Here is a 14,198-nt window from a genome sequence, read left to right as displayed (position 1 = left end):
AGCCTATCTCTAAGCTATATAGTTTTATTATTTAATAAACGTCTTCAATTAATTCTGCAACACTGTTATATGATTTTACAGAGGCTGCTTTCACATCATCTCTTGCATTATTTACCGTATAACCCTTGTATCTTTCTATCATCGGAATGTCGTTTAAATCATCCCCTATAACAGATACAAACTGCTCATCTATACCGGCATGCTCTATGAGAACAGCAACTCCGGTGGCTTTACTGATACCTTTAGGCACTATGTTTATGTAATTTAAATTAAGAAAAACTTCTACTTGGTTTTCATATTTGAGTAGGATTTCTTTTTTGAGTTGTTCTGCCTGTTCAAAATTATCATTTAAACAACCAATTAATAGCACATCGTCATCTAGCGCAGCTTGCATGGTTTTTGTATATATTGTTGAATTTCTATCGAATATTTCTTTGGACACTGCGTTGGTGAGGCTGGCACTTTTATGCGTCATATTGAAACCATCAAAGCCATTGGAGATGTTAATTTCATCGCCCATTTTTTCTCTTAACATCGCCACTAAATCTCTGGCTAATGTATTTTCTAAAGGTTGCTTAAACAATACATTGTTGTCTATATCAACAACAAATGAGCCATTCAGAGAAACAATGTAGTCATACTCTATATTTCTCATTCTTTTTTCGTTGAGCATACTCGCAACATCTCGACCTGTGCTAATAGCAAAAATATTGCCATTATTTCGCCACTTAGCTACCGCATCCATGTTGGTTTCTAAATCTTGTTGATCGTGTCGATGGAAGGTTTTATCGTAATCTGAAGCCACTAATTTCATGGAATTTAACCCTTTTTTATTTTATAAGTTGATCATGACATATACCTATATTACTTCATAATGCTTTCTCTGGCACGCGTTCAGATATCAGAACAATATGGGGTAATGATTTCCCTTTGTGATTATTGCAACACTGAATCGGTATTTACGTAGGTGCCTCGTAGAACAAATAAAATAACCATAAAAGAATGGGACCTTTTAATCATTTTAGCGATAGAAGCGCCAAGAAGTTAATCTTTCTAAAGTTAAATTGTATGCCTACCATTTGTCACTAATTTTCCTTGTTGGCTTCGCACTTTGAAGTCTCATGGGTATATACCCATGAGTAATCAATATGCTTTGTTTAATCTTTACTCATTTTTTTAAAAAAAATTAAAATTTGTCGATATTTATAAAAAGTACTTGGTTTTTATCTCAATTTCTATACTATACGCCTCGTTCTGCGGAGGGGTGGCAGAGCGGCTGAATGCACTGGTCTTGAAAACCAGCGAGGGTTAATAGCTCTCCGAGAGTTCAAATCTCTCCTCCTCCGCCACATTAAGAAAAAGGCTTCTCATTGAGAAGCCTTTTTCGTTTCTGCTTATAGCAATACCATCCAATACCACTCAATAGCTGATTATTTTATTACTTAAAACATATCAATTCTGCTTTAAAAATCATGAAAATAGTCTATTTGATTGAATGCATAATGAAGCCTCTTTTACTCCTCCCCACATTGAATTAGCGAATTCAAAATTAAGTCGTTTTATGGTGGTATTTACATTTTGATTGGGCTATTTCTAGAATACTCAATTTTGAGTTTAGCTGGTTATAAATTCATTTTTGTCTGTATTCCAATCTGAAAAAGCGTAAGCGCCTATGAAGTTATCGTACATTTCAGCAGGTAAGTGACCTGAGCTAACTTCTGCATCTACTCGCTTAGGGAGTTTGTCTTTTGTAAATTTAGGATCTTAAGCAAATAAAATTGTATGAGATGCTTTTTTGTATGTGGCAGCTTAAACCGATGTTCGTTAGCAAATGTGTTATGCAAACGTTATTTGCATATCTTCAGCTGAGGTACGTTTTGTTTAATCATGTTTTTAGCGGTGTAACTAACGTTTAAGTCTTTAATGATTTATTGAGGCATATTGAGGGATAGTATTTTATTGTTTTATCATCTCTGCCTAGCCAATCAGTAATGTCATGGAACTGGTATTATTAATGCGTATTGTTATTATATTGTTATCAATCTAATTTACCAAGGATGGCATCATGATAAAAAAACAGATCATAAAATATACAACGACATTGGTTATGGCATTCAGTGTATTGAGCTGTGCGACTAATCCTTCATCTTCTACAAGCAATGAACATGCTAGGGAAGTATTGCACGAAGTAAGCAATAGCGATGTCAGTACTAGTCGCTATGCACAGAAGGATCAAAAAGTCGGCTTTTTTGTTAGTGAAAATAAATTTAATCAACTTCATTCACAAACCATTAATCATTGGCCAAGTGATATTTATGCTGAAGATAATGAAGAAGGGAAAGTTTATTTAAATAGAAACAAAGATAATACTTACAACATTGGTTTCATTACTTGGAAAACAATACCTTTAACTGCTGAATATGTATTGTTAGTGAGCCAGAATAAGGATTTAATCAATAATTTACATTATGCAAAAATAATACGCTTTAACGACAACGGTTTTGAGCAGTTCGTTATCGAACCGGAGATCTGGTATATATTATCAAAAACTAAACAGTTAAATTGGCGGGTCCAAGAGGATCTGTCGCTTGAAGGAGAGGGCGAAAAGGAGATTAACTTTCTATTTGAAGATAGTTTTGAGGGCCTCAAAAAACAATTAACAAGTTATTTAAATGAAGGGCATAAATTAGTAGGATTCAATATTCTGCAGCTTTTATCGCAAGCAAAAAGTGATCGTTATAAAACCTATCTTTCTTACTTTCAGCCTGCTTATCATGCCAATGAACTGTTTCTCTTAGCGCATCAAGGTCAAGGCATGACACATACACAAATCAATAATGTCATTCATGGTCAAATATTGCCTGCATTCTCAACCTTTTATAATCGTTACAGTACAAATCAAGAATTTAGCGATGAGTTGTATTTCCAAGAGACTTTAAATATTTACGATAGCCTACAAAAAGGAGGAGATCGAGTTTTTCTAGAGTTGCAAAATAAAGTGTTAAGAAATGCAATTACCCAACAAATAGTTGAACAACAAGACTACACGGTATTAAGCGATGATTATTCAGAACTCGTAACAGCAGTTAATGCTAAAGATATGAAGCGTATAAAAAAAGTGTTGCAGGAAACGGCAGATATTAATGAACACTATAAAAACTGGTCAGCGGCACACCAAGCGGCACAAGACGGGTCTTTAGAAATATTACGCTTATTAGTTGATAACGGTGCTGATATTAAAGTACGAACGGAGACTAAAACGCCATTATTAAGTTCGGTATCTGGTAATAGAAAAAATAAAGCAGGAAATTATATCAACATTGCCAACTATTTGATCGGAGAGGGGGCTGATGTTAATGCACGTATAGCAACCAATTTATTGTCGCCATTAATTTATGCGGCTAAAAATAATCAAACAGAGATGGTTAGCTTGTTATTAGAAAATGACGCTGAACTATGGGCAGAAGATTATGCGGGAAGTAGCGCATGGGAATGGGCCTCGCATAAAAACAATAAACAAGTGATTGAGATATTTGAAAGGTTTAATGCAAAAGGAGGTTTTGCTGCTTATGATGCGATTAAAGCCGGTAACCTAATGCAGTTTAAACGTGAAGTGAATAAAATGACTAATATATACCAACTTAGCCCTAACGATGATAGCTCTTCATTATTATCTGAGGCCTCTGCGGAAGGGCAGTTAGGCATGGTGAAATATTTAATCGGTCAAGGTTTCAATATTAATTTTGATGCCAATCTGGGAGTCACTGGGGCTTACCTTGCTGCTAAAAATAATCAATTAGAAGTCTTAACTTTTTTAGCAGAGCATGGCGCAGACTTACAAAAACAATCTTATTACGCACCGATTCATACTGCTGCTTTTCGTGGACATATGAATATTGTGAAATTTTTGCTTAAACAAAAATATATGGATCCTTTATTAGCATCGAATTCAACTAAATCGACGGCTTTACACTCAGCTATAGAAGGCAATCACGCAGATATGGTTGCATTATTATTACAGCAACCTGCGTATTATAATGCACAGGTCATTAATGCAAATGAAACTGGAGATAGTCCATTGATATTCTTATTTAAAAATAAGCACGATAACCGTCGTATTTTTGAGATGTTAATGGAGCAACCATGGACGAATATAAAACAAAAAAATAATGAAGGAAAAACAGCTTACGATTATGCGGAGGAAGCCGGTTTTTATGAGTATTTAAATGAGTTGTAATTTCACCTCTCGTTTTAGTGCATAACGGTGATTTGAAGGCACTTTTTATGGGTGCCTTTCAAGTGAAGATGCTGTTATTAAATGTTAAATAACAGCATCTTCAATGTTCAATCCGCCAACTATTAAACTCACATGCTCCTTCAAATAGCCCTCTCAATTATATGTTAAAGTACTTTAAATGAACTCATATTCATAACTTATGAGTTCATATTTTACTTTGAATTAGTAAGATACTGAATACACAGATCATGAAACGCTAGCGCTTGAGGGTACATTATTTTATCAATTAAACGGAAAATGCCAATTTGTCGTTCAATGAGTGGATTAATCAGCGGAATCCAAGTTAAGTGTGTGGAATGTGTTGGAAAAGCTAATTTAGGTAATGTTGTTACGCCTATGCCCAGTTCTAATACCGAAAATAAAGAGGTGATATTTTCGACGGAGCAAATCGCTTTTTCACTGAGTAGCCGTGCGGGAGTTGGGTCAAGTAAGACACAGGTCCCATTTCGAATGAAAGGTTGATCTAACAATGCTTGCCATTCTATACCTTTAGTCTGTGCTGCTAATGGATTATCTTTTAGGCATACCACCCCAATTGGATCAGAAATTAAAGGGGTAAATGCAATCTTTTGCTCGTCAATATAAGAACAATTACCTAATGCTAAATCAACCTCTCCAGAGAGTAAACGAGCCTCTACACCTGCCGCATTATCATCAATTAAACTGACCTCTACGTTAGGATATTTTTCATAAAACGCACCTAGCACACTCGGAATCAATTTGGCGGCCACGGAGGGTACACTGGCAATTCTAACTTTGCCTTTTTTTCCCGCTGCTGTAGCCTTTAAATCATATTCTAACGTATTGTAAACATTGATAAATTGTTTAATTCTTGGTAAGCATATTTCTCCATAAGGAGTTAATGTTGATTTGTTACCTGCTTCAAAAAGAGACTGCCCTAGAATACGCTCCAGCTCCTTTATTGACGTTGAAAGTGCAGCTTGTGATCGATTTGCAAGTTCCGCTGCAGCGCGAAATCCTCCTGACTCGACGACTAAAATAAAATGTTTTAATTGTTGGATTTTAAAGCTCATGGTTTATTCCTGATCGCACATATTCAAGATTTGCTGCTTTTTATTTATCAATAGCAATTTATCGCGGACAACAGCATTACAAACTGTCTGCTACATTGCATTAACTCTCAAAGTGATAAGTTTTACTTATCACTTTTATAAAATTTACCGTTATATTTATCAATAGTCAACGGTTAGTATATTTTCACTTTATAAGGAGAGCCAAAAAATGAATCAAAGCGTAACAGTTAAGAACAACAAATATGCAGTTAAAACAGCGCTTTTTGCGTCAAAAGCTCCACTTGAATGGGCTATTGTCAATAATGGCACTTTATATACCGCACAAATACCTATTGATCAAAGTGGTGTTGTTGTACCCGGTGGGATCGAAGCACAAACACGTCAAACGCTTGAAAACCTAGCACATACCTTAGAGTCGGCAGGAGAATCTTTAGATTCAGTGGTTCAGGTGTTAATTTACGTCACCGATCGTGCATACCTAAAAACAGTTAATGATATTTATGCCGAGTATTTTAAGGCTCCTTATCCAAACCGTGCAGCAGTGGTTGTTGCAGGGCTCGCGAGAGAAGAGATGCTAGTTGAATTAGTCGTCTATGCATCGGTTCAATCTGAACAGTAACTATTTATTAGTAAATGTTTATTAGCAGTTATCTATTAGTAAATGTTTATTAAAAATTATCTATTAAAGAATACAGCGCTAGTTTGTTAATAAATGTAAAAAACATCATCGCTAACGAATACAAAAGGAAATAAACATGACAGCTCAAGCACAAAATATTCAAGCAGAAAAGTCTCTTTATATTGCTGGAGAATGGCAAGCGGGTGTAAGCACAGTTGCTAATATTAACCCGTCTGACATTAGTCAAACACTAGGTCATTTTGCTCAAGCAAGTTCAGCACAAGTAACACAAGCGATTGCTGCAGCAAAACAAGCGCAACCAGAATGGGAAAAAACACCTCTTGAGCGTAAACAGTCAGTATTACAAGCGATTGGTGATGAACTGATTGCGCGTTGTGATGAGCTAGGGCGTTTATTATCTAGTGAAGAAGGTAAGCCTTTTTTAGAGGGAAGAGGTGAGATTTACCGTGCAGGTCAATTTTTCCAATATTTTGCCGCTGAAGTATTACGTCAAATTGGTGATAACGCAGATTCAGTGAGACCAGGTGTTTCTGTTGATGTCACGCGTGAAGCAGTGGGCGTGATTGCGATTATCTCTCCTTGGAATTTTCCAACAGCTACTGCCGCTTGGAAAATAGCACCTGCACTTGCGTTTGGTAATAGTGTGATTTGGAAACCTGCGAATTTAACACCTGCTAGTGCTGTTGCATTAACTGAAATTATTTCTCGCCAAGGTTTACCGGCAGGCACCTTTAACCTTGTTTTAGGTAGTGGTTCTGAAGTTGGTGATGCCTTGATTCACAGTAAAGAGATTAATGGCGTGAGTTTTACCGGTTCAGTGGATACTGGTCGTAAAGTAGCCGCGGCAACGGCGCCAAACTTCATTCGCAGCCAATTAGAGATGGGCAGTAAAAATGCACTATTAATTGCAGATGATGCAGATATTCAAATTGCTGTTGAAGCAACTATCGCCGGCTCATTTTCAGGTTCAGGTCAAAAATGTACGGCATCATCACGTTTAGTGGTTATGGATAAAGTACACGATGTTTACGTGGAAGCATTAATCAAACGTATGAGTGAACTAACCGTCGGCCATGCATTAAAAGAAGGCGTTTTCATGGGACCAGTAGTTGATTCGAAACAACTTGAGTCAAACTTTGCATGGCTAAACAAAGCAACCACTAGCGGTGCTGAAGTAGGGTTTGGTGGAGAGCGACTAAATCTTGAACATGAAGGTTATTACATGTCTCCGACTTTATTGTTAGATACAAAAAATAGCTGGGAAGTTAATCAAGAAGAAGTGTTTGCTCCAATGGCGAGTGTGATCCGTGTTGCCGATTTAGAAGAAGGTATTGCAACGGTTAATGACACTCGTTTTGGTCTGACAGGCGGCATCATTACTCAGAGTTTACGTAACAGTGCAATGTTCAAAGAACAAGCTCAAACAGGCTGTGTAATGGTTAACCTAGCAACGGCAGGAACAGATTATCACGTACCATTTGGCGGACGTAAAGAGTCTAGTTTCGGTCCAAGAGAGCAAGGTCAATATGCGAAAGAGTTCTACACCGTGGTTAAAACAACTTATCAACGTCCTTATTAAGGTCAGTTAGATATAGCTGAACAACGGATTAGTGCTCAGTTCAAATTAACAAAGAGTGAAAGTAAGGAAATATTATGTATCAAAAACAAATTGTGATTGATGGATTGCAGTATTGCAATTGGAGCAGAGAGTATTTTCAAACGCTTCAAGCAAGTGGTATCACAGCGGTACACGCTACTTTGGTTTATCACGAAAATGCACGCGAAACCTTAAGTCGTTTTGCTGAGTGGAATTTACGGTTTGAGCAAAATGCAGATTTAATTATGCCGATCCACTCTTTGGCAGACATTAAAGCTGCCAAGGCTCAGGGCAAGGTCGGTATCTTCTTTGGCGCGCAAAACTGCTCCTCTATTGATGATGAGATAGGTTTGATTGAAGTAATGCGCCAACAAGGTTTGCTGATTATGCAACTTACTTATAACAACCAAAGTTTATTGGCGACGGGATGTTATGAGAAGAACGATACAGGCATTACGCGCTTTGGGAAACAAGCGATAGAAGAGATGAATCGTGTTGGAATGATTATTGATATGTCACACAGTGCGGAGCGTTCTACGCTGGAAGCGATTGAACTATCTTCTCGTCCGATTTGCATTAGTCATGCAAACCCTAGTTTTGCTTACGATGCTTTACGTAACAAGTCAGATACCGTGATTAAAGCATTAGCTGAAAATGGTGGTTTGTTAGGTTTTAGTTTGTATCCCTTCCATTTACCAAATGGCAGCCAATGTACATTGCAACAATTTTGCCAAATGGTCGCCAAAACAGCGGATATGGTCGGGGTTGAGCACTTAAGCATCGGCAGTGATTTATGTCTAAATCAACCACAAAGTGTATTGCAATGGATGCGAAATGGACGTTGGTCAAAAGACATGGATTACGGTGAAGGTTCTGCTGGTAATGCCGGGTGGCCTGATTCGTTACCTTGGTTCTGCGGTAGTGCTGGTATGGAAAATATTTATAACGGATTAATAAGTCATGGGTTCAAAGAATCTGAGGCTGGGTTAATACTTGGTGGTAATTGGTGCAACTTCTTAGAAAAAGGACTTACACCAATCTCACAACAAAGTACCCCACACATGGAGTCATCTTCTCAATATAAAATTATTGCTTAGGTGGTAAATAAAGTATGTATCAATGGTGATGAGCAATTGGGCATCTGGTGTATTTCAAAAGTGCCCCCTGAAGATAGTGACCAATTGTGTTTCTCCTTTGATGCATGCAGTGAAAGCAAGTTTACAAATTAACTGTCCATACGCTTGTAAAAGCGATTTGAGTGAAGCTATTTATCGTAACTAATTAATAATTTTAACTCTCTATTCTAGCTTTAGAACAAAGATTTAGAACAATTAGTGACTTTAATCGATAGTTTTGTTTTGTGCACAAATAGACGGCTTAATTAATAAATTAGCAAGACAAACTTTTTAGGAGTCAGATATGACTGATTTAACTAATACTATGAAAGTTACAGGTATCGATAATTCGCTTGTTGCAAGTAATAAATTAGCTGATGGGAAGCAACAATCCGATGCAAGTTCGAACAAAGATAATAGCTCGACGGCTGCCAAGTTAGCGTTAGGTAATCCTACTTTTTGGTACAGCGGCGGTTTTATTTGTTTGTTTGTATTACTGGCTTTATACGATGGCGAACTGTTGGCCAGTGTAGTCAACACGGGGTTTTCATGGGCAGTTAATGTATTTGGTCCTTATTGGCAAGTGTTGTTGTTACTGACTTTTTTAATTGGTCTTGCTTTAGCCGCTGGTCGTACCGGTAAAGTTATTTTGGGTGGTATTGATAAACCTGAAATGGACGGTTTCCGTTGGATGGCAATTATCTTTTGTACTTTGTTGGCCGGTGGTGGTGTTTTTTGGGCGGCTGCAGAGCCAATTGCTCATTTTGTTAGTCCTCCTCCTATCTATGGGGCGTCAGAAGATGTGCAACAAATGGCGTTTAATGCATTATCACAATCATTTATGCACTGGGGATTCCTTGCTTGGGCTATCGTCGGAAGTTTAACGTCTATTGTTGTGATGCACCTGCATTACAATAAAGGCTTACCATTAAAACCACGTATTCTGCTTTATCCTGTACTTGGTGATCGAGCACTGAAAGGCCATACCGGTGCATTGATTGATGCGTGTTGTATCGTCGCCGTTGCCGCCGGCACTATTGGGCCTATTGGCTTCCTAGGCTTACAAGTTAGCTATGCATTAAACGTATTGTTTGAGATCCCTGATGGTTTTACAACTCAGCTTGTAATTATCATGTTTGCCATTGTTTTATATACGTTATCTGCATTAAGTGGTCTCAACCGTGGAATGCAAATGTTAAGCCGTTATAACGTGATCTTAGCTTCTGCGTTAATGATTTATATTTTAATTTTTGGTCCAACCAATTTTATCATCAATGGTTATATTCAAGGCGTTGGTGGTCTAGTTAATAACTTTATTCCGATGGCAACATTCCGTGGTGATGAAGGTTGGCTAAGCTGGTGGACTGTATTCTTTTGGGGATGGTTCCTGGGTTATGGCCCAATGATGGCGATATTCATTGCCCGTATCTCTCGCGGCAGAAGTATTCGTCAGCTAGTGTGCACGATCAGTATTATAGCGCCGTTGGTGACATGTTTTTGGTTCACCGTAGTGGGTGGTTCAGGGTTAGCATTTGAAATAGCAGAACCTGGTAGTGTGAGTAAAGCATTTGAGGGCTTTAACTTACCGGGCGCTTTATTAGCTGTAACGACTCAACTACCGTTTCCGATGCTGATCTCGATTCTATTTTTGATATTAACTACTATTTTCATTGTCACCACCGGCGACTCGATGACCTATACCATCAGTGTTGTGATCAGTGGCGAAACTGAACCAAATGCAATGATCCGTATATTTTGGGGAGCAATGATGGGCTTGACTGCATTGATCTTAATATCTATCGGGTCAGGGGGAATATCTGCACTGCAGTCCTTCATCATTATAACTGCTGTGCCAGTGTCGATTATCTTATTACCATCTTTGTGGAATGCACCTCAAATTGCGATGAAAATGGCAAAAGAACAGGGTTTCTAAAGGTCGTAATAAAGAATTTAAGCAAGAAGGGCGCTAAAATCGCGCCCAAATATAAACCATTAACACTGAAAGGTGGTGAGCAGTATGGAAGCACATCGTTTAACAAATAATGACGTCAATATGCGTCGTCCAGAAGTTGTTATGGCACCACAAAGATTGGGTGCTATGCATTCCAATAGAATAAGCTTTGTTCGTACTTTAATTCGTAAAATGGCACAACAGAAATGGCAAGTCACTAAGGATCTCTGGCAACTATCGCCACAGGGTTTTGGGCATGTTATTTATAAACTTAAGACACCTAATCATGTTTATCATCTAGTCGTTTTTTGTAATGAAATAGAAGACGATGAACGTAATGATCGTGTTATCGCTGAAAAATGGGACGTTACCTTTGCGCTTGTTTATGGAGACGTATCAGAACAGTTATTAGCTCAGTTGCAAGCCAATGTACCTTTACAAGAAGCTGGTAGAAATCCAACTAATGTACTGGTATTAGCAAGAGCAAATAAAAGTGTGCGTGTGTTTGAACATATTGTTTCTCATTTAGCTCAGGGTAAGCAACCGACCTCCGATGAACTGGTTGATGTGGGGTATATTCTTCGTACTACGGCTGTTTACGGTAATGGTAAATTTGGTATTGCTGATTTTAAAATATTAGAGAACAACCCTGATTTTAAACAATCCTTTAGTGCTCAAATGTGCGCGGTATATTTGTTACGTGAATTCAGTTTAGATTGGATTGATTACCTAGCAAAGCAGAAGGGTGGTGAAAAAGCGTCTCCTTTAAGTAATGACCTAAAACGTTATCTTGGTGTGGGCAATGCGACTGGTTTAGGCATGGCACCTTATTTAATTAATCATCCCTGTATTGTTGACCAATGGATGTCTAATCGTGAAGCGGCATTAACATTAGTACTAGACTGTCCTGCGGGTTCTGAAAAGCATCAAGCATTGCTATTTTTACTTAATAAAGCGGTGTGTCATTTACAACAAGTGAATACGCAGAATCAAAATCAAGATCAGTTAAATCATTGTTCAGTTAATGAGTTACAGCGTTTTAACGGTCAATTAAAAGATTTAATTTCTGCCAGTAACACTTGGCGTGACTTGCTGAATGCAACTGAAGACTTAAGTGTAGAAACACAAGAAATCTTAATTTCTTGTTTAATGGAAATTTATCCAGAATTAGTTGATGCCTTTCAAGATCAAGTCAATACACATGAAAGTTTAAACCTTGCAAAGGGTAAAAAAGTTAACGATTTATTATTACTGTTAAATGACAAATACCGCTGGGCTATTGAAACTGATTTTAGCAAATCAGAAAACAATTATTGGTTTTGGTATCGCTCGCAGGATAAGGAAGAACCACGTTTAGGTATTCGCGGTGAAGAGATAGGTGAGGAGCGAGAATTACCGCTAGACATTGGTCGTCAGGTATATCGTTTATATTATGCTTTATTAGCTTACTCTCCAGAAATGTCCTTGGCTGAGTTTCTATTACAAAAGCCACAATATAGAGCCATTGCACGTCGAGTATGGACATTAGGTAATAAAGTAATGGGCGATATTCAAATGAATGTGCTGCATAAACAATCGTTACCAATGCATTTATTACGCTGTAAGTTATCTTTTTTTGGGGCGACTAAATTTGACCCCCGTTCAGATCGTTGGGTAAGGGTTAGCTTCTTTCAAGGTGCACCTTTGTTGAATGAGATCCATGATGGTGAGTGGTTATTCCCAGTGTTACCTCAGCAAGCAGTCGTTGATAAAAGTACAGATGCGGCAGTAGATAAATCAATAATTGCAGTACAGGAGAGCAGTAAATGATTGTTACACACAATGAATTAATTACAGTGACGAATAAGGCTTTCCTGGGTATGCGACGTGTGTGTGGTGAAGCTGATTTGATTGCAAATATGGTGGCTGATCTACAAATGGTGGGTTTGCATGGGGTAAAGCATTTTAATAATGCTACTCAGTTTATCTCTTTAGAGAGAGATGAACCCGTTGATATTAAGGTCACTGATGGGCATTTAATAGCCGATCTGCATGGCAGTAGTGTCGCTTGCCATTTACCGGTGATTATTGATTATGCACTTGAACAAATGATTGCTAATAAGCATTTAAAACTGTCGTTAAAAAACTGCCACAATCGCTGGTTGGCCTATAGTGAATTATTGATGTTGGCCGGTAAAGGTATTGCTTGTAAAGCACAATGGGATAATGGAAGTAGCCCTAAACACACCCTATACATTTTGAACAGAGGTTGTGTGTTACCTGAGTTATTTTTAGCAGAAATGCTGCAACGAGAGGTTAATGGGTTAAACGATATGACCATTGAACTATCGGTTAATGATTTTGATATCGCCAATTTATCCTCGGGTTATAGCAAGCATATAGATGCTAAAAACCTCAGTGGAGTTCAAAATACTGCTTGGAATAAAGGGGTTTTTGTTGAAGATCTCGAGTGGGAGCTATTGAAAAACACCGCTACTGCGATACTTGTTGAGAACAGCGAGCAATCGATCAGAGGAGCGGGGGAATAGCATTTTTCCCGTCCCTTTTTGATTGTAAAGGTACGGGAAACAAAGGTTATAAGATGTAAAAAGAAAAGCTGTATAGGCTCAATGTTTATCAGCTATTTAATTAACGTCACTTCTTAATATACTTTTACTTAAAACTACAGAAAAAAACCGACCTAAAACATAAATAATGTATAACCATTATTATACTGATCGCTAAAACCATCGCCTATTTGAAATTAAATGACTTATTAAATTCACGGTTAATGTAAGATGAAATAAATAGTTTATATTCAACATCCTGATACATTGCACTTATTGTGAGAATCTAGGACGTGAGTTTATTAAACAAATCTAGGGAATGTATAAATAAGTTTCTGCATAAGTATTAGATAATACGTTTCGAACATAAGTTGGACATTAAAATGAATGAACTAAATAAAATGCTGGCGGGTGAAGTTTATGACCCAAGTGATCAGAACTTGTCACAGATTCGTGCCAATGTGAGGGAGGTTACCGCTAAATATAATGCGACTAATCGAGACCAAAAAGCAGAAAGAGAAAGACTGCTAAAAGGGTTATTTGGACGTACGGGTAAAAACATTGCTATAGAGCCACATTTTAATTGTGATTATGGTCAAAACATTAAAGTGGGTGAAAATTTTTATGCTAATTTTGCCTGTGTGATATTGGATTGTGCGGAAGTTATTATTGGTGACAATTGCATGCTTGGACCACAAGTCGGTATTTATACTGCTTGTCATCCTATTGACCCTATCGAGCGAGTAAGTGGAATCGAGTTTGCAAAGCCAATAAAGATTGGTGATAACTGCTGGATAGGCGGGCACGCGACAATAAATCCAGGTGTAACATTAGGTCATAATGTAGTAGTTGCGTCAGGAGCTGTAGTAACAAAGTCTTTTCCTGACAATGTTGTGATTGGTGGTAATCCCGCTAAAGTAATCAAAACAATACCGTGAGTTTTACCCATTAGCAAAACAAGGTGTCGCTGAGCTGACACCTGATCGTTATTTTTTAAGATAGCTATTCTGATTGTTGA

At 37.8% G+C, this 14,198-nt stretch carries 10 protein-coding genes, 1 tRNA gene and 1 pseudogene; 9 read left to right on the top strand and 3 right to left on the bottom strand.

From position 1 onward, the window contains the following. Positions 1–31: 31 nt before the first annotated feature. Positions 32–814: an HAD family hydrolase gene (locus tag MT390_RS14880; protein ID WP_499441946.1), complete on the bottom strand. Its 783-nt coding sequence runs from the start codon at positions 812–814 to the stop codon at positions 32–34. A 444-nt stretch (positions 815–1,258) separates the two neighbouring features. Between MT390_RS14880 and MT390_RS14875 the strand changes: the two genes are divergently transcribed. Further along, positions 1,259–1,349, top strand: a tRNA-Ser gene (locus tag MT390_RS14875). A 277-nt stretch (positions 1,350–1,626) separates the two neighbouring features. Here the strand turns inward: MT390_RS14875 and MT390_RS14870 are convergent. Continuing rightward, positions 1,627–1,847 (bottom strand): annotated as a pseudogene (locus MT390_RS14870) (NAD(P)H-dependent oxidoreductase); the annotation flags it as partial. Positions 1,848–2,065: 218 nt separating this feature from the next. Here MT390_RS14870 and MT390_RS14865 point away from each other — a divergent pair. Further along, a complete protein-coding gene (locus tag MT390_RS14865) occupies positions 2,066–4,237 on the top strand; it encodes an ankyrin repeat domain-containing protein (RefSeq protein WP_499441945.1) in 2,172 nt (723 codons plus the stop codon). 212 nt (positions 4,238–4,449) lie between these two features. Here the strand turns inward: MT390_RS14865 and MT390_RS14860 are convergent, their stop codons facing one another. Then, positions 4,450–5,331: a LysR family transcriptional regulator gene (locus MT390_RS14860; RefSeq protein WP_499441943.1), complete on the bottom strand. Its 882-nt coding sequence runs from the start codon at positions 5,329–5,331 to the stop codon at positions 4,450–4,452. 208 nt (positions 5,332–5,539) lie between these two features. Between MT390_RS14860 and MT390_RS14855 the strand changes: the two genes are divergently transcribed. From MT390_RS14855 to MT390_RS14825, 7 genes are all read left to right on the top strand, one after another. Beyond that, entirely contained in the window at positions 5,540–5,950 is a 411-nt protein-coding gene (locus MT390_RS14855; RefSeq protein ID WP_166372447.1) for a RidA family protein, read from the top strand. Positions 5,951–6,086: 136 nt separating this feature from the next. Then, positions 6,087–7,550: an aldehyde dehydrogenase family protein gene (locus MT390_RS14850; RefSeq protein ID WP_499441942.1), complete on the top strand. Its 1,464-nt coding sequence runs from the start codon at positions 6,087–6,089 to the stop codon at positions 7,548–7,550. A gap of 74 nt (positions 7,551–7,624) precedes the next feature. Further along, a complete protein-coding gene (locus MT390_RS14845) occupies positions 7,625–8,665 on the top strand; it encodes a membrane dipeptidase (protein ID WP_499441941.1) in 1,041 nt (346 codons plus the stop codon). Between the two features lie 358 nt (positions 8,666–9,023). Beyond that, entirely contained in the window at positions 9,024–10,616 is a 1,593-nt protein-coding gene (locus MT390_RS14840; protein ID WP_499441990.1) for a BCCT family transporter, read from the top strand. An 84-nt stretch (positions 10,617–10,700) separates the two neighbouring features. Continuing rightward, positions 10,701–12,443 carry a hypothetical protein gene (locus tag MT390_RS14835; RefSeq protein ID WP_499441940.1) on the top strand — a complete coding sequence of 581 codons (1,743 nt, stop codon included), beginning with the start codon at positions 10,701–10,703 and terminating at the stop codon, positions 12,441–12,443. Next, positions 12,440–13,162, top strand: coding sequence for a DUF3726 domain-containing protein (locus MT390_RS14830; RefSeq protein ID WP_499441939.1), 723 nt, complete (start codon positions 12,440–12,442; stop codon positions 13,160–13,162). The genes MT390_RS14835 and MT390_RS14830 overlap by 4 nt, the downstream gene beginning before the upstream one ends. Positions 13,163–13,563: 401 nt before the next feature. Beyond that, positions 13,564–14,118 carry a sugar O-acetyltransferase gene (locus MT390_RS14825; protein WP_499441938.1) on the top strand — a complete coding sequence of 185 codons (555 nt, stop codon included), beginning with the start codon at positions 13,564–13,566 and terminating at the stop codon, positions 14,116–14,118. The last annotated feature ends 80 nt before the right edge of the window (positions 14,119–14,198 follow it).

This window comes from Vibrio sp. 2-Bac 85 (genome assembly GCF_037546705.1).
In the GTDB taxonomy this organism is placed as follows: Bacteria; Pseudomonadota; Gammaproteobacteria; order Enterobacterales; family Psychromonadaceae; genus Psychromonas.
This window is presented reverse-complemented; position numbering and strand designations above follow the sequence as displayed.